The organism is Arthrobacter sp. AOP36-C1-22 (assembly GCF_052377515.1).
Classification (GTDB): Bacteria; Actinomycetota; Actinomycetes; order Actinomycetales; family Micrococcaceae; genus Arthrobacter_H.
Genome location: NZ_JBQSWW010000002.1, coordinates 114,653 through 131,193, shown reverse-complemented (window position 1 = coordinate 131,193; position 16,541 = coordinate 114,653). Strand labels below are relative to the sequence as shown.

15 protein-coding genes are annotated in these 16,541 nt (G+C 67.3%); 6 read left to right on the top strand and 9 right to left on the bottom strand.

All coding sequences use genetic code 11. The features are described from left to right. Positions 1-23 precede the first annotated feature (23 nt). A complete protein-coding gene (rph, locus tag ACT3S6_RS02245) occupies positions 24-776 on the top strand; it encodes a ribonuclease PH (protein ID WP_444553536.1) in 753 nt (250 codons plus the stop codon). Next, complete coding sequence (gene rdgB, locus ACT3S6_RS02240; RefSeq protein WP_444553535.1) at positions 776-1,402, top strand: RdgB/HAM1 family non-canonical purine NTP pyrophosphatase; 627 nt, start codon at positions 776-778, stop codon at positions 1,400-1,402. Before rph ends, rdgB begins: the two co-directional genes overlap by 1 nt. Positions 1,403-1,491: 89 nt before the next feature. Here the strand turns inward: rdgB and ACT3S6_RS02235 are convergent, their stop codons facing one another. Further along, positions 1,492-2,181, bottom strand: coding sequence for a VTT domain-containing protein (locus ACT3S6_RS02235; RefSeq protein ID WP_444553610.1), 690 nt, complete (start codon positions 2,179-2,181; stop codon positions 1,492-1,494). A gap of 104 nt (positions 2,182-2,285) precedes the next feature. On the opposite strand from ACT3S6_RS02235, the gene ACT3S6_RS02230 reads away from it, so the two are divergent. Next, positions 2,286-3,287: an exonuclease domain-containing protein gene (locus tag ACT3S6_RS02230; protein ID WP_444553534.1), complete on the top strand. Its 1,002-nt coding sequence runs from the start codon at positions 2,286-2,288 to the stop codon at positions 3,285-3,287. Here the strand turns inward: ACT3S6_RS02230 and ACT3S6_RS02225 are convergent, their stop codons facing one another. The 3 genes from ACT3S6_RS02225 to ACT3S6_RS02215 form a co-directional block, all read right to left on the bottom strand. Further along, entirely contained in the window at positions 3,288-4,214 is a 927-nt protein-coding gene (locus ACT3S6_RS02225) for an ADP-ribosylglycohydrolase family protein (RefSeq protein WP_444553533.1), read from the bottom strand. 30 nt (positions 4,215-4,244) lie between these two features. Beyond that, a complete protein-coding gene (locus ACT3S6_RS02220; RefSeq protein ID WP_444553609.1) occupies positions 4,245-6,047 on the bottom strand; it encodes an AMP-dependent synthetase/ligase in 1,803 nt (600 codons plus the stop codon). A gap of 62 nt (positions 6,048-6,109) precedes the next feature. Continuing rightward, the gene (locus tag ACT3S6_RS02215) at positions 6,110-6,565 is read right to left on the bottom strand and encodes a MarR family transcriptional regulator (protein ID WP_444553532.1); all 456 of its coding nucleotides are present in this window, start codon (positions 6,563-6,565) and stop codon (positions 6,110-6,112) included. 129 nt (positions 6,566-6,694) lie between these two features. On the opposite strand from ACT3S6_RS02215, the gene ACT3S6_RS02210 reads away from it, so the two are divergent. Next, complete coding sequence (locus ACT3S6_RS02210) at positions 6,695-7,564, top strand: DUF1295 domain-containing protein (protein ID WP_444553531.1); 870 nt, start codon at positions 6,695-6,697, stop codon at positions 7,562-7,564. A 135-nt stretch (positions 7,565-7,699) separates the two neighbouring features. On the opposite strand, the gene ACT3S6_RS02205 is transcribed toward ACT3S6_RS02210, so the two are convergent. From ACT3S6_RS02205 to ACT3S6_RS02185, 5 genes are all read right to left on the bottom strand, one after another. Continuing rightward, a complete protein-coding gene (locus tag ACT3S6_RS02205; protein WP_444553530.1) occupies positions 7,700-7,897 on the bottom strand; it encodes a DUF4177 domain-containing protein in 198 nt (65 codons plus the stop codon). A gap of 190 nt (positions 7,898-8,087) precedes the next feature. Beyond that, complete coding sequence (locus ACT3S6_RS02200; protein WP_444553529.1) at positions 8,088-9,374, bottom strand: pyruvate dehydrogenase complex dihydrolipoamide acetyltransferase; 1,287 nt, start codon at positions 9,372-9,374, stop codon at positions 8,088-8,090. A gap of 9 nt (positions 9,375-9,383) precedes the next feature. Next, positions 9,384-10,376, bottom strand: a complete 993-nt coding sequence (locus tag ACT3S6_RS02195) for an alpha-ketoacid dehydrogenase subunit beta (protein WP_444553528.1) — start codon at positions 10,374-10,376, stop codon at positions 9,384-9,386. A 20-nt stretch (positions 10,377-10,396) separates the two neighbouring features. Further along, on the bottom strand, positions 10,397-11,458 hold the full coding sequence (pdhA, locus tag ACT3S6_RS02190) for a pyruvate dehydrogenase (acetyl-transferring) E1 component subunit alpha (RefSeq protein ID WP_444553527.1): 1,062 nt from the start codon (positions 11,456-11,458) through the stop codon (positions 10,397-10,399). Between the two features lie 46 nt (positions 11,459-11,504). Beyond that, positions 11,505-12,044 carry a CBS domain-containing protein gene (locus ACT3S6_RS02185; protein WP_444553526.1) on the bottom strand — a complete coding sequence of 180 codons (540 nt, stop codon included), beginning with the start codon at positions 12,042-12,044 and terminating at the stop codon, positions 11,505-11,507. 162 nt (positions 12,045-12,206) lie between these two features. On the opposite strand from ACT3S6_RS02185, the gene ACT3S6_RS02180 reads away from it, so the two are divergent. Then, positions 12,207-13,373, top strand: coding sequence for an exonuclease SbcCD subunit D (locus ACT3S6_RS02180; RefSeq protein WP_444553525.1), 1,167 nt, complete (start codon positions 12,207-12,209; stop codon positions 13,371-13,373). Then, entirely contained in the window at positions 13,370-16,513 is a 3,144-nt protein-coding gene (locus ACT3S6_RS02175; RefSeq protein ID WP_444553524.1) for an AAA family ATPase, read from the top strand. Before ACT3S6_RS02180 ends, ACT3S6_RS02175 begins: the two co-directional genes overlap by 4 nt. The last annotated feature ends 28 nt before the right edge of the window (positions 16,514-16,541 follow it).

Genomic DNA, 16,541 nt, shown 5'->3' with positions numbered 1-16,541 from the left:
TGTCCGGCATTAGACTGGGACCCATGACTACAGGCTCCAATGCATCCACCATCCAGCGCGCCGACGGGCGCGGAACCGCCGATCTGCGGAAGGTCACCATCACCCGCGGTTGGTCCCTCCAAGCCGAAGGTTCGGCCCTGATCGAGTTCGGCAACACCAAGGTGCTGTGCACCGCCTCCTTCACCTCCGGGGTCCCGCGCTGGCTCAAGGGCGAGGGCACCGGGTGGGTCACCGGCGAATACGCGATGCTTCCCCGGGCCACGAACACCCGCAACGGCCGTGAATCGGTCAAGGGCAAGATCGGGGGGCGCACCCATGAGATTTCCCGGTTGATCGGCCGTTCGCTGCGTTCGGTCATCGACACCAAGGCCCTGGGTGAGAACACCATCGTGTTGGACTGCGACGTGCTCCAGGCCGACGGCGGAACCCGCACCGCGGCCATCACCGGCGCCTACGTTGCCCTGGCCGATGCCATCACCTGGGCCCGCGGCCAGAAGCTCATCGCCGCCAAGGCCAATGTGCTCACCGACAGCGTGTCGGCGATCTCGGTGGGCATCATCGATGGCACCCCGATGCTGGATCTTCCCTATGAGGAGGACGTGCGGGCCGAAACCGACATGAACGTCGTGGTCACCGGATCCGGTGACTTCGTCGAGGTCCAGGGCACCGCCGAAGGCGCACCCTTCAAGCGGGACGAACTCGATGCGCTGCTGGATCTGGCCCTGTCGGGGACCGCAGAGCTGGCGGTCATCCAGCGCGAAACCCTCGAGCAGTGATGGCGCCGTCCCCCCGGCTGGTCCTGGCCACCCACAACCAGGGCAAGTTGCGTGAGCTCCGCGAGCTGCTGCGCGGGCAGGTCCCCGGACTCGACGTGGACACCCAGGTCGTCGACGCCGGTGCCGTGGACGCCCCGGACGTCCGCGAAACCGGGGTGACCTTCGAAGCCAATGCCCTGCTCAAGGCCCACGCCGTGGCCGAAGCCACCGGGTTGCCGGCCATCGCCGATGATTCGGGCCTCTCGGTGGACGTCCTGGGCGGGGCGCCGGGGATCTTCTCCGCCCGCTGGTCGGGCCGCCATGGCGACGACGCCGCGAACCTGGCGCTGTTGCTGGCCCAACTGGCCGATGTTCCCGCCGAACACCGCGGCGGTGCCTTCGTCTGCGCCGCCGCCCTGGCCCTGCCCGACGGCACCGAACAGGTGGAACTGGGGCGCCTGGAAGGCACCGTGCTGGAAGCACCCCGCGGGCAGGGGGGATTCGGCTACGACCCGATCCTGCAACCCGTCGGTGAGGACCGTAGCTGCGCCGAGCTGGACAGTGCCGAGAAGAACGCGATCAGCCACCGCGGCCAGGCCTTCAGGGCCCTGCTGCCCCACCTCGTCGAGGTGCTGCGGGCCGGCTGATCCGTCGCCGAGTCTTCCGGGTGTAGGCGCCCGGCCAGACCAAGGAATCCCCCTGATCCGTCGCGGATCAGGGGGATTCGTGCATCCGGCTAGCTCCGGGCGGGTTTGCGGGCCTTGATCAGTTCCACGGCGATGGGCACGACCGAGAGCAGCACGATGGCCACGAAGATGATGTCGATGTTGTTCCCGACCCAGGTGTACTGCCCGAGCCAGTGGCCCAGCAGGGTCACTCCGACCCCCCAGAGCAGCGCCCCGACGAGGTTGAAGGCGATGAACGTGCGATAGTGCATCTTCGCGACCCCGGCGATGACCGGGACGAAGGTCCGCACGATCGGCACGAAGCGGGCCAGAATGACCGCCCGGCCGCCGAATCGCTCGAAGAATTCGTGGGCCTTGTCCACGTATTCCTTCCTGAAGAACCGCGAATCGGGTTTATTGAACACCGACGGCCCGGCCTTGTGGCCAATGAGATAGCCGGTCTGGTCCCCGGCGAAGGCGGCGATGAACACGCATCCGGCAAAGAACCACAGGTTCACGTCGATGGCCCCCGTGGCGACCAGCAGGCCCGCAGTGAACAACATGGAATCGCCGGGGAGGAAGAAGCCGACCAGCAGGCCGGTTTCGGCGAAGACGATGCCGCAGACCAGCAGGATGATCCAGGGCGCCAACCGTGGATCGCGCAGGAAGACATCGGGGTTCAGGAAGTCCGGCAGCAAGCCGGCCATCTGGGGCTGGAGGGTCACTGCGGCGTCCAGGGCCGGGCTCAGGGCGTCAATCATCACAGGGTCCAGCTTACCGGCGGGCTGGCCACCGGCTGGGACGAAAGAGGCCTTCGGGACAAAGTGTGGGCAGACTCCCAGCAATGCCCCGCTAAGGTGGTGGGGTGGCTTTGGACTTTACGGCGATCGATTTCGAGACGGCCAATGGATTTCGCGGGTCGGCCTGCTCCGTTGGCGTCACCCGCGTCCGTGACGGGGGGATCGTCGATGAGGCCTACTGGCTGATGCGCCCGCCCGAGGGGTTCGACCACTTCGATCCGCGCAACGTGCAGATCCACGGGATCACCGCCGATATGGTGGCCACCGCGCCCCGCTTCGGCGAGGTCTTCGGGGAACTGGCCTCCTTCATCGGTGCCGATACCGTCGTGGCCCATAACGCGGCCTTCGACCTCGGGGTCATCCGTTCCGCCCTGGAGGTCTCCGAACTGGCGGGCCCGGCCTACGATTTCGCCTGCACCGTGAAGCTGGCGCGCAAGACCTACTCGCTGCAGTCCTATTCGCTGCCCTTCGTCGCCGAAGCCGCGGGATCGCCGATGGAGAACCACCATGATGCCCTGGCCGACGCCAGGGCCTGCGCCTCCATCATGATCGACATCGGCCACCGGCATGCCGTGGACTCGGTCTCCCGGGCCGCCGGCGCCGCCCGCGTGGCGATGGGCCATGCCGCGGCCTACGCGCCGGGGGACGGCCTGTCCAAGGCGACGGTCTCGGCCAGGGAACGACTGGCCGCCGGAATGCTGGTCCCCGCCCAACCGACCTGGGCCGGAGGCTGGCCCAGCGAAGGGGAGAACCCGCCGCCGAACCCCGGGGCCGACCCCGCGCACCCGCTCTACGGGGAGACGGTGGTCTTTTCCGGGAACCTGTCCATCACCCGGCAGGAAGCCAAGAACCGGGCGGCGGAGAACGGGGCCACCTGTGCCAGCCGGGTCACCCGCGCCACCACGGTGCTGGTCGTCGGCGACGGCTTCGTCCCCGGGGATCTGCACACGACCCGCCTGACGACCAAGGTCAAACATGTCCTGCGGTTGCGCGAGGCCGGACGCGGGATCTCCCTGCTGTCGGAAGGTGAGTTCCTGCAACTGGTCGACGGGTTCCGGCTCGCCTGATCAGCCCGCCGGTTCCGGGGCAGCGCCGAGGACGGCTTCGACCCACCGGTGGTGCATCTGGTGGATGACCGAATCCACGGCGGACTGCGGCCGGCCGTCCGCCGGCCGATATCCGCGGGCCGAGGCCACCAACGCCGCCGCGTAGCCTGCCGTATCAGGATCCGGTGCCGACCCCAGACGCCGGACGACGCCGGGGACCCCACCGGTTTCGGACAATCCGGAGGCCATCTCCTCGAGGGCGGCCGCCAGGGCGGCACCCAGGGCGGTGGAGGAGGTCCCCTCGTCCTGCGCCAACTGCTCCAGCAGCTCCTGCCAACGCTGCGTCGCCTCCACGCCCAGGTCCAGGCCGGCCCGGACCGCCAGCGCCGCCGATGCGGCAGCCCGGTGGGCCGCGGGGGCACCATGGGTCAGGGCCGCGGCATCGGAGGCGAGCCGTGCCGTCGTGCCCTCATCGACCCGCGGCAGCAGGGCCATGACCGCTGCCCGCGGCAGGACCCCCGGACCATCCGCCGTGGGGTGGGCCGGCCGACCGGTACTGGCCATCTCCGGGTCGGACAGGGCCGTGCGGTTCTGTGGATCCCCCGGGGCCAGGTTCGGGGCCGGGAGCACACCGGTGTCGGCGAAGGCGGCGTCGATCCACCGCGGCAGTGGTTCCGGGGCCCCTTCGGGGAAGGAACCGGTGACGGCGTGCCTCCAGCGCAGCCCGGCCAGCCACAGGCAGGCCGCCTCATCGGAGGCGACCCCGTCATTGGCCCATTCGACGGCTTCGAGGAGGCCATCGAGCAGGAACAACTGCAGGGTCTCCGTCTCACCCGGGGCGTCCAGGGCCCTGGCTGCGGTGGCGCCGGCGGCCGTGGCCTGCAGGATGGCGAGCACCCGGTCGGAGAATTCGGGGCGTGGTTCGAGGTTTTGCGGCGTCTGGTTCACCCGGACAGTCTAGGAGATGGCCCGGCGAATCTAGCCTTGCTCCGGTGACTGCGCATAGATCTTTTCGACGAACGGACGCGAACGTTGGGTGAAGATCCCGCGCTTGAGCTTCATGGTGGGAGTCATGATTCCGCTGGCTTCGCTGAGATCGGTCAGCAGCGGGAGGAACTTTCGGACCTGCTCGGGACGGGACACTTTCGAATTCGCCTTGCTGACCGTCTGATTGAGTACTTCGAGAAGTCCGTGCTCCTCGATGGTGACCGCCCCACCTGTCTCGGGGATTCGAAGGCCCGCCAGTCGGGTGACCCCGTGTCGATGGGCCCAATCGATGACGGCTTCGAAGTCAAGGAGCAGCAGGCCGCCGAGAAAAGGGCGGCCTTCTCCCACCATCACGGCATGGGCGATGAGGGGATCATTTTCGACGTAGCCTTCCCAGATGGTGGGGGAAACGGTTTTGCCGCCTGCTGTGACGACGACATCCTTGATGCGCCCCTTGAGGGTCAGCTGCCCGCGCTCATCGAGCTCGCCGAGGTCACCGGTGCGGAAGAAGCCGTCGATGAAGGCCTCGGTGTTGTCCGCGGGTCTGTTGTATCCGGAAAAAACACCGGCCCCGCGAGCCAGGACCTCGCCCTGATCCGAAATGCGGACTGTGGTTCCCGGCATGGGCACTCCCACGGAACCTGCCGTGATTGCTCCAGGAAGGTTTCCGGTCAGCGGAGCCGTGGTTTCAGTGAGTCCGTATCCTTCAATGACGGGTAATCCTAGACCGCGGAAGAACAGCGATAGTTCAGCGTCCAGCGCCGCGGCACCGGAGAGGAGATAGCCCAGGCGCCCACCGACCAGTTTTCTGATCCGGGCATAGAACAATCCATCAAAGAGGGCGTGCTTGATCCGGAGCCCGAGCCCGGCTCGTGCTGCCGGATGTGTATCGCGACGCTCTGCCAGCCGGCCCCATTGCACCGCGGTGTCCTGTGCCACCTTCCAGAGGGGGCCGAGATGTTTTGCCTCGGCGGCTGCTGCAGCGGATGTCCGTATTTTTTGCAGAACACGCGGGACCACCACCAAGAAGGTGGGTTTCAGTGCGCCTAGAGCCGGTACCACTTCACGAGTGTCGCCCAGGTGGGCAATGCGCATGCCGTTGGCCAGACAGATCAGTTGGAGCCCGCGGGCCAGTACGTGGGCCATCGGGAGGAAAATCACCGTGTTGCCGGATTCCTGGACCACCTCACCGTAGGATCCGGCCACATTCAGTACCTGGTTGACGAAGTTCCCATGGGTGATGAGCGCACCCTTGGGTGCAGCGGTGGTCCCCGAGGTGTAGACGATGGTTGCCACCGCATCCAGTGTGGCCACCAGCCGTCGTTGCTCCAGGGCCTCATCGGTGATGTGTTCGCCGCTGTGCACCAGAACGTCCAGGGACGATTCAGTGTTCGGATCCATCGTCCAGATGCGCCCATCGGCCATGCCGGCTTGCTCGAATCCCTGTTTGAGTATCCGGGCGTGTTCCGTCGTGCCGGCCACACCGAAGCGCACGTCGGCGTCGGTGATAATGGCCGATATCTGGTTGACCGCCGCGGTCTCGTAGAGGGGAACGACGACGGCGCCGGCGAACCAGGCGGCCATGTCCGCCAGGGCCCATTCATAGCGGGTGGGCGAGATGATGGCGATGGATTGACCGGGCTGCAGGCCCGAAGCCATGAAGCCTTTGGCCAGGGCTCGGACCTGCCCGACGAACTCTCTGGTGCTCACTTGGTCCCAGGGATCCGTGATCGCTGCGCCGGCGGAACGAACTTCGAAAGCTATGTGGTGGGGCGAAGTCCTGAGCCGTTGCATCAGGAGCTCTGTTGCGTTTCGATAAATGGTTGGACCCACCAGGGGCGGCGTGGTGAACTCTTTCACGGGGTGTCCTTATTAGACAGTGTGTGCAGGTGGTTGCGCATCAGGACTTGGGTAGCGTCAAGAAAGTTGCTGACGATGGTGCTGTGCTCAACGGGTAGGCCCTGGAGCTGTTCGTAGAGGGCAGTGGCCAGCGGATGGGTCGGGTCCAGGATTCCCTGGAAGGCCGTGTTGGTTGCCGTCAACATGACATGGCGCCTGTCTGCCGCGCCCCGGTTGCGGGTGAGGTAGCCTCCCAGCTCCAGACGGTTGGTGATGGCCGTAGTGGTGGCCGCGGTGGAGCCCAGCTCCAACGCGAGATTCCCCGAAGTCATCGGCCCTGACTGGGTCAGCACCGAAAGGGCACGGAAATCCGTGAGATTCAGGCCCAATCCCAGAGCCGTTTCCCGCTCGCTTTCGCGGGCCAGAATCAACATTTGCTGCAAGGTCGTGGCGACGGAAAGGTGGGACAACATGGCGGCTTCCGTTCCTTAAGGGCAGGCTTCGAGTATAGTCAAGATTCTTTGATTATCAAAAGATTGAATGAAATTTTATCGGTAGCATCGCCTCCGCGAAAGCTCCGCATGGCAGAGAGGAACTTTTCCGTGAAAAAGTCTGAGCGCACGGCGCTGATCACGTTGCCCATCGTGCTGATCATCGGAGCCTTGCTTGCTGCTGCCGGCAGCAGTGGCGGTATCACCCTGGGAGTGATCCCCGTCTTTGCCCTGGCCGTGGGCATGGCCATCGTGATCCAGTGGATGGCTTTTATCCCTGCGTTTTTGGCGCAGACCGAAAAGTACTATGACCTCACCGGCATGCTGAGCTATGTGGCGATTACCGTCATGATTCTTGTGGCCCTTCCAGATATCGACGCGCGTTCCCTGATCCTGGCCACGATGGTTCTCATCTGGACGTTGCGGCTCGGACTCTTCTTGTTCCGTCGTATCAGCCGAGCGGGCAAGGATGACCGTTTTGACCAGATCAAGCCCTCCTTCGTCAGGTTCCTGAGCACGTGGACGCTCCAGGGGTTGTGGGTCACCTTCACCGCGGCCGCGGCGTGGGTGGCCATGACGTCGGATCACCGAGTTCCCCTGGACGGTTTTGCGCTCGTTGGCGTCCTGCTCTGGATGCTCGGGTTCGGTCTGGAAGTGGTGGCCGACCAGCAGAAATCGCGGTTCAACGCCGACCCGTCGAAAAAAGGAGGATTCATTTCCTCCGGCCTGTGGTCGACCTCGCGCCACCCCAACTACTTCGGTGAGATCCTGCTGTGGATCGGCGTCGCCATCGTCGCCTTCCCGGCACTTGAAGGATGGCAGCTGGTGGCACTGATTTCACCGGTCCTGGTCATTCTGCTCCTGACCCAGGTCAGCGGGGTGCCCCTGTTGGAAAAGAAGTCCGATGCCAAGTGGGGCGGCCAAGCAGACTATGAGGCCTATAAGGCAAGGACCCCGGTCCTGGTTCCTCGGATCTGGTAGCCGGTTCCAAGGCGCCGAAGGCCGTGATCCGTGGAATCACCTGGACCCGGCAGGAAAATCCGCGCCATGGTGCGGGGGTGCGGTGTCCGGGTCACCCGACCGGTCCAGAGGATCGTCGGGTGACCTCCCGCCGGCCTAGGACTTGGTGGTGTAGTTGCTTTGGCGTTCCAGGATGGTGGTCACAGTGGTCTCATGCCAGACGGTCGAGTCGGTGAAACAGGTGACGACCTTCCACCCGGACAGGGCATGCTCGTTGAGACTGGCTTCAAGATCCGAGGGTTTGAAATCCGGGTAGTCCTTGATCCTGTCGGTGATGACTTTATATTCATGCATGGCCGGTCCTCCTCGCGGCGAGTGGCGAAGCCCGTTGACGCCCCGATGTCGTGGAGAACACGTCGAACGTGTTGGTCAACAACGAGAACCACGTTCCCGAGGGCGACGGTCCTTAATTCATTAACCAACTTCCCGGCGCCAAAGTCCAGAGGTCCGACCACTCCGGCGGGACGCCCGGTCGGAGGACGGATCAGATGATGATCCTCAAAGGCTCTTCCAGCGTGCGTTTGAGATCGCGCAGGAACGCCGCCGAAACGGCGCCGTCCAGGACCCGGTGGTCGGAGGTGAGGGTGATCTTCATGATCCGGCGGCTGGAGAGCTTCCCGTCCTGCACGTAGGGCTCCTCGGTGGTGGCGCCCACTGCCAGGATCGCGGCCTCGGGTGGATTGATGACCGCGGTGAAGTTGTCGATGCCGAACATGCCCAGGTTGCTGATCGAGAAGGTCCCGCCGCTGAATTCGGCCGGGGCCAGCTTGCCGTCCCGGGCCTTCGTGGCCAAGGCCCGGGTTTCCGTGGAGATCACATCGAGGCCCTTGGTGGCGGCGTTGCGGACGACCGGGACGATCAGCCCGTCATCCAGGGCCACCGCCACCCCGATATGTGCCCGCGGATGCTGGAGGATCTTGTCCCCGGCCCAGGAGGCATTGACCTGGGGGTGGTCCTCCAAGGTCAGGGCGCACGCCTTGACCAGCAGGTCGGTCACGCTGATCCTGGTCCCGGTGTCGGCGAAGCGTTCATTGATCTCGGCGCGCAGGGCGAAGAGCCGGTCCACGGCCACCACATTGGTCAGGTAGAAGTGCGGGGCGCCAGCGCTTTCGGTGAGTCGTTCGGCCATCACCTTGCGCATCATCGTCAGGGGAACCTCCACCGATTCCGTCTCATCCGTGGAGGTATTGCTCGCCGCGGTCTTCCCTGCGGGCTGCTGCGGGGCGGTGTCGGCCTGGGCGGCCACCGCGGCTTCGACATCGGCCCTGACGATCCGACCGCCTGGGCCGGTCCCGGTGATCGACGCCGGATCGATGCCATGCTGTTCGGCGATCCTGCGGGCGAGCGGGGAGGCGAGCAGGCGTCCGCCGGTGGCCCCGGTCGGGGGGCGAGGCTCCATGGTCCCGGGCGTCGAAGTCCCCTCGGCGGGCCGTGGCGCGGGGGCGCTTTCGGACGCCTGGGCGGGGGAGTCCTCAGGGGCGGCAGGGGACGGGGCGTCCTGTCCGGTCGGGGCGTCGGCACCGGGCTCGGTCCCGGACCCCGAGCCGATGAACGCCACGGGTTCCCCGATGGCGACCATGGTGCCTTCCTCGACCAGGATCTTCTCCAGGACCCCGTCGTCGAAGGCCTCGAGATCCATGGTGGCCTTATCGGTGTCGATTTCGGCGAGGACATCGCCTTCGCTCACCGCGTCCCCGACCTTCTTGACCCAGCGGCTGAGGACACCTTCTTGCATCGTGTCGGACAGGCGGGGCATGTTCACCTCGGGCATCGCGGTCTCCTATCGTGTGAAACTGGTGGCGGCGAGCAGTTCGCGGACGACCCGGATCAGGTCCTTCGCGGTGGGCAGTGCCGCGCTTTCCAACGGCTTGGCATAGGGCAGCGGGATCTCGGCCGCCGCCACCCGGCGGACCGGGGCATCCAGGTAGTCGAAGGCCCCCTCCATGAGGGTGGCCGAGATCTCGGCTCCGATGCCGTAGCTGAGGCAGTCGTCCTCGAGCACCACGGCCCGGCTGGTCTTGCGGACCGAGGCGCAGATGGTTTCCCGGTCCAGCGGCCGAAGGCTACGCAGATCCACCACTTCCAGCGAGATGCCTTCTTCTTCAAGCTGCCGGGCCACTTCCAAGGCCACGGTGGTGGCCCGCGAATAGGTGATGACGCTGAGGTGCTTGCCCTCCTTGGCAATGGAGGCCTTGCCGATCTCGGCGACCTGGTCGCCGTCGGGGACTTCTCCGCGGGTGTTGTAGAGCGCGAGGTTCTCCAGGAAGATCACCGGGTCGTCGTCGCGGATCGCCGCGATCAGCAGGGCCTTGGCGTCCGCAGGGGAGGAGGGGGCCACGACCTTGAGCCCGGGGATGTGGGCGTACCAGACCTCCAGGTTCTGGGAGTGGGTGGCCGCCAGCTGCTGGCCGCCCCCGCCGGGCATGCGGATGACCATCGGCACCGAGCTCTGGCCGCCGAACATGCCATGGATCTTCGCGGCATGGTTCACGATCTGGTCGATGGCTATCAGCGAGAAGTTCAAGGTCATGATCTCCACGACCGGACGCATCCCGAGCATCGCCGACCCCACGGCGGCGCCGACGAAACCCTCTTCGGCGATCGGGGTGTCCAGCACCCGGCGGGGCCCGAATTCGTCCAGCAGCCCGGCGGTGATCTTATAGGAGCCTTCGAACAGGCCGATCTCCTCGCCGATGAGCAGGACGTTCTCGTCACGGCTCAACTCGGACCGCAGGGCGTCGTTCAGGGCCTGCCGGTACGTGGTGTCGGTCATCTGGGCTCCTTCTTCGCCGGTCATGGCATACCGGTCACTGGGTGGCCGGGCAGGGTGTCGGGGGAATTGGGGACGGGGGTGGCGTAGGCGTAGTCGAAGAGCTGATCGGGGGTCGGATCCGGGCTGGCCTCGGCGAAGGCCACGGCGGCGTTGACCGCTTCACGGGATTCGGTGTCGATCTGTTGGGCCAGGGATTCCTCCAGCACCCCCGAATCCAGCAGCTGCTGGCGGAAGGCCGGGACCGGATCCGCGGCCTGGGCGTGCTCGACGTCCTCCCGGGAACGGTATTGGGCGGGATCGACCACCGAGTGTCCGCGCAGGCGTGAACTCATCAACTCCAGCAGGAAGGGCTGGCGTTCCCGGCGGGCCCGGTCCAGGGCCCGGGTGGCGGCGTCGTGGACGGCCACCACGTCGTTGCCATCGACCCGTTCACCGGGGATGCGGTAGGAGCAGCCGCGTTTATATAGTTCGGGTTCGCCGGCGGCGGCCTCGACCGTGGTGGCCATGCCCAACCCGTTGTTGATGATGACGTACACGATCGGCAGGTTCCAGACGGCCGCCAGGTTCAACGATTCATGGAAGGCGCCGATGTTGGTGGTGCCGTCGCCCATCTGGCACATGACGGCTTCGGCCTCGGGCCCGGGGTCCCCCCGGTAGGTCAGTGCCAGTGCGGCCCCGGTGGCGGGAGGAAGTTGTCCGCCCACGATGCCGTAGCCGCCGAGCATGCGGGTTTCGGTGTCGAACATGTGCATGGAACCGCCGCGGCCCTTGGAGACCCCGGTGCTCTTGCCGAATAGTTCGGCCATGACCGCCCCGGTGCTCATTCCACGGGCCAGGGCATAGCCGTGGTCGCGGTAGTTGGTGAAGAGGTAGTCCCGGGGTTGCAGCGCGGTCATCAGTCCCACGACGCTGGCTTCCTCACCGAGGTTGAGGTGGCAGTACCCGCCGATCTTCGCCCGCTTGTACATCTGGTCGGCCGTCAGCTCGAATCTGCGGATCAGTGCCATCTGCCGGTAGTACCCGATCAGTGTCTGCGCGTCCTCCTGCCCGGCAGTACGCTGTTCCTTCCGATCAACCATCATGTTCCTCCGTTGCTGGACTGCCTCCGTACCGTTGCCCCCGGGGCGGTCAGGGGCCGGGGAGCTGTTCCTGAAGCCTGAAGATGCCGGTGCCCCCGCAGGTGGGGCAGTTCTCGGGCGGTTCCATCCCCCGGGCCGGTTCGCCGCAGGTTCCACACGCCCATTCGGTGGTCAGCAGTGCCACGACGTCGCGGCGGCTGACGATTCCGGCCAGGACGCCGGTGTCCATGACGGGAAGGCGACGCATCCGCTGATCCACCAGCAGGGCCCGGATATCGGAGATCGGGGTGTCCACGGACACGCTGATGACCCCCGGGCTCATCACTTCGGAGGCGGTGGTCCCGGTCTTGGCGAGCACATCGTATTCGCTGACCAGCCCCAGCACATGCCCGGACTCCTCCACGACGGGCAGGGCGCTGATGCGGTGCCTGCCCAGCAGTGCGGCGATCTGATCGACGGGGGTGCCGGGGGAGACCGTGACCACGGGGGTGCTCATGATGTCTGCGGCCGTGGTCGGGATTCGTGCCCCGGCCGGGTCAAGATGCTCGGAAGCATCCCGGGAAACGCCTGTGCCGGTAGGTTCGCTCATACCCTCAGTGTGCCCCCACCGGCCGAGACTGGCCAGCAATGGTGACGGACAGACCACCGACGACGCAGAAACCCGCCACGAGTCCTGCTGCCCGGCGGCCCTGGATCCACGGTCGACGGCCCCCTGGTCCCACCTGTCGGTGGCGCTCGATAGTGTGGGGCCATGCGGATTCTGCACACCTCCGACTGGCATCTGGGCCGGTCCTTCCATGGCGCCGGGCTCCTGGAGGCCCAACGCGGTTTCGTCGAGGCCCTGCTCGAGACGGTGAAGACCGAACGGGTCGACGTCGTCCTGATCGCCGGGGACATCTACGACCGGGCCCTGCCCGCGGTCGATGCGGTCACCGTGTTCGACGACGCCGTCTTCCGGCTGCGCGAGGCCGGGGCCACCGTCGTGGCCACCAGCGGCAACCACGATTCGGCCCTGCGGCTGGGGTTCGGCTCCCGTCTGCTCGGGCACGCTGGGCTGCACCTGCGCACCCGTCCGGCGGAACTGGATACCCCGGCCCTGGTCGAAGCCGAGGATTTCACCTTGGCCATCTACGGGCTGCCCTATCTTGAACCACGGATGGTCGCGGCGCAGTTCGGGGTCGAGAAGCCAGGACACCAACCGGTGGTCCGGGCGGCCATGGATCGGGTCCGCGCCGATCTGGCCACCCGACGGGCCGGGACCAAGAAACCCATCCGCTCCATCGTCATGGCCCACGTCTTCGCCGCCAACGGCCAAGCCAGCGACTCCGAACGGGAACTGAGCATCGGGGGACTGGACATCGTGCCCACCGAGGAATTCTACGGTCTGGACTACGCAGCCCTGGGGCACCTGCACGGCCGGCAGCGCCTGGCCGAGACCATCCGATATTCGGGGTCGCCGATCGCCTACTCCTTCTCCGAAGCGACCCACCGCAAGGGGGCCTGGCTACTGGACGTAGACGCCGAGGGCATCTCCTCCGTCGAGGCCGTGGACTGGCCCGCCGCCACCGAACTGCGCGTCCTGCGCGGTCCCCTCGAGGAGCTCCTCGCCGACCCCGGGCTGGCAGGAGCCGAAGCCGCCTGGTGCCAAGTGACGCTGACCGACCGCGACCGGCCCTCCCAGGCGATGGAACGGCTGCGCGGCCGCTTCCCGGGCACCCTGGTCCTGAACTTCGAGCCCGAAGGCCGTCCGGCAGAGGTCGACCGCAGCTACCGGGACCGGTTGGCGGCAGCCGAGAGCCCATTGGAGGTCTGCACGGGATTCATCGACCACGTCCGCCAACGCCCCCCGTCGGAGCCCGAGGCCGCCTTGTTGGGCCGGATCCTCGAGCAGGCCACCAGCGGGCAGGTGGAACGATGAGGGTCCACCACCTGCAGATCGCCGCCTTCGGTCCATTCGCCGCCCGGCAGGACATCGACTTCGACGAACTCTCCGCCGCCGGGCTGTTCCTGCTCAACGGGGAAACCGGTGCCGGCAAGACCAGCATCCTCGACGCCATCTGTTATGCCCTCTACGCAGGGCTTCCCGGGGCGAGGGAGGGGACGAAATCGTTGCGTAGCGACCATGCGGGACCGGCGGATGAGCCGGAGGTCGTCCTGGAGTTCAGCACCGGGGGACGCCGATTCGAGGTCCGAAGATCACCGGCCTGGCAACGTCCTTCCAAACGCGGGGCCGGCCGGACGACGACGGCCCAGGCACAGAGTCGGTTGCGTGAACTCGTGGAGGGTCAGTGGCAGGAGATCTCCACCCGCAACGATGAGGTCGCCGCCGAATTGCGGGGGGTCATCGGCCTGGGCAAGGACGAATTCACCCGGGTCGCCATGCTGCCCCAAGGGGCGTTCGCCGCCTTCCTCCGGGCCAAGGACAAGGAACGCGAGGAACTACTCAAGACACTGTTCGACACCCGGCTCTACGGCAGTGTCGAGACACTGCTGGCCGAGGAACTCACCACGGCCAGAACGGCGGCCGAGGAAGCCGAACGCGCCCGGGGGGAAGCCGTCGGCCAACTGATCGAAGACGCCACCGCCTCCCTGACCACAGAGGAGGGGGAATCCCCGTTCGACCGGGACCCCGACGATCCCGAGGCGGCAGACGGGGACCGGCCGGCGCCACAGGAACTGCCCAGTGCCGAACTACTGGCACTGCTGGAGGCGCGGCTGGACGAACACACGGCACGGCTGGACGCCGAACGAACGGCGGCGGATGCCGCCGCGACGCAGGCCAGGAACACCGCAACCGAGCTCGCCGAAGCCGGGGAACGCCACCGGGCGCTGGCCGAACTGGAGCGGTTGCGTGCCGCGCATGCCGAACGCAGCGGGCAGGTGGCCGCCCTGGCCGCCACGGTGGCATTGGATGAGCGGGCTGCGGCATTGCAGCCCACCCAGACGGCACGACGCCGGGCGGAACAGGCCGTCCAGGACGCGGAGCAGACCTTGGAATCGGCCCAGACAGCCGCCGGCGAGGGACTGGCCGGCAGCTACCTCGCCGCGGCGACGGGCCAGGACACCGGAGCGGGACCGGAATCCGAGGGCCGGGCCGCGGAGCCCGGGGCCACGGAACTCTCCCGTCAGGCCGCCGAAGCGGCTGCGCAGGTCACCGGCGATGCCGCGGTGCTGGAAGCGGCCCTGCCCGAGGAGAGGGAGCTGGACGAGAAGGAAGCCGAATTGGCGGCCGCCCGCGCCGACCACCAACGACGGACGGCGACCCAGGCCGAAGCACTGGGCGAACTGGAGAAGCTCGGTGCCTCGTTGCCGGGGCTGCGGGAACGGGCCGGCGCCCTGTCCGGGACCGCCGATGCCCTGCCGGCGTTGACGGCTACCCGCGATCGGGCCGCCGAGCAGGTCGCCGCGGTCACGGCCCGCCACGCCGCCGACACCGAAGCAACCCGGGCCCACACCGTGTGGGCCCGGGCCAAGGACGGACAACTATCCGCCCGGGAACGACTGCTCGACCTCGGGCGGACCCGACTGGCCCAGGCGGCCGCGGCATTGGCCCGGGAACTGGTGGCCGGACAGGCCTGCCTGGTCTGCGGCTCGGCCGAGCACCCCAACCCCGCCACGGTGGAGGACGGCGAACTCGTCGAGGAGGAGGACGAGGACGATGCCCGACGGCTGGCCGCCGAAGCCGATGCCGCCGAAGCCACCGCCGCCTCCGGGCTCCACGCAGCCCGCGAGGCCGCCTCCCGGGCGGCGGGACAGGCCGGGGAATCCACGACGGAGCAGGCGGAACAAGCCCTGGCCGACGCCGAGAAGGCATTGGCCGAGGCGACCGAATCCGCCGCACAGGCCCAACGCTCCCGGACGGCCCTGGAGGAGGCGACCGGGGAATTCGAGCGCCTGCGCGCGAGCACCACGGCCGAGGCCACGGCGCTGAGCGTCCTGGAAGGAACCGTCGACCAACTGGGCCAACGGATCACCACCGTGGACTCCCGGCTGAAGCGGTTGCGCGGCGACGAGGAATCCCTGCAGGCCCGCCACCGGTTGCTGTTGGAAGCACGCCGGGTGCTGGAGGACCTGGCCCGGGCGGCGCGTGGGCTCGAGACGGCCCGGCGCGGCCTGGCAACAGCCACCGAGAGCTGGCAGACCGAACGCCGGGAGGCCGGATTCGACGATGACACCAGCTGGGCCGCGGCACTGCTCGAACCGCACGCCAGGACCAGCGCCCAGGCAGGGATCGCCGACCACACCGCCGAGGGGGTGCGGATCGAGACCTTGGCCGGAACCGTCGCGGTCGCCCGGGCCAGGACCGAGGTCGAGGCGGGCTTCGAGGTCCCGGGCCAGCAGGAACTGGAGGCCGCCGCGGCTGCCGCCGCCGCCACCGCGACGTCGCGCGATACCGTGCTCCAACGAGATGCCGTCCTGCGCGCCTATGCCGGACGGTTCGAACGACGCAGTGAACGGCTCCGCGGGCTGGAAACCAGCCAAGGGGCCGTGCTGGAGCGCTACGAGCGGGTGAAATCCTTGGCCGATATCGCCCGGGGGATGGGGGAGAACCGGTTCAAGATGACCCTGTCCACCTACGTCCTGGCCGCCCGGCTGGAGGCCGTGGCAGCCGCCGCCACCGAACGGCTGCTGGTCATGAGCGCCGAACGCTATTCACTGGTCCACGACGACAGCCCCAAGGGCAACGCCAAATCCGGGCTGGGGCTCCATGTGCTCGACGCCTGGACCGGCCAGCGTCGGGACACCCAGACGCTCTCCGGAGGCGAGTCCTTCATGGCCTCCTTGGCGTTGGCCCTGGGGCTGGCCGATGTCATCCAACAACAGTCGGGAGGCATCGACATCGAGACCCTCTTCGTCGACGAAGGCTTCGGTTCCCTCGACGAAGGGGCGTTGGAAACGGTCATGGATGCCCTCGACGGGCTGCGCCGCGGGGGCCGCGTCGTCGGCCTGGTCAGCCATGTCGCCGAGATGAAGCAACGCATCCCGGCCCAGTTGAGGGTCCGCAAGGAGCGCACCGGATCCACGGCCGAAGTGGTCATGGCCGACACGGTAGAATAGGAAACGCACAGGGTAGGGCGCTCCGGGT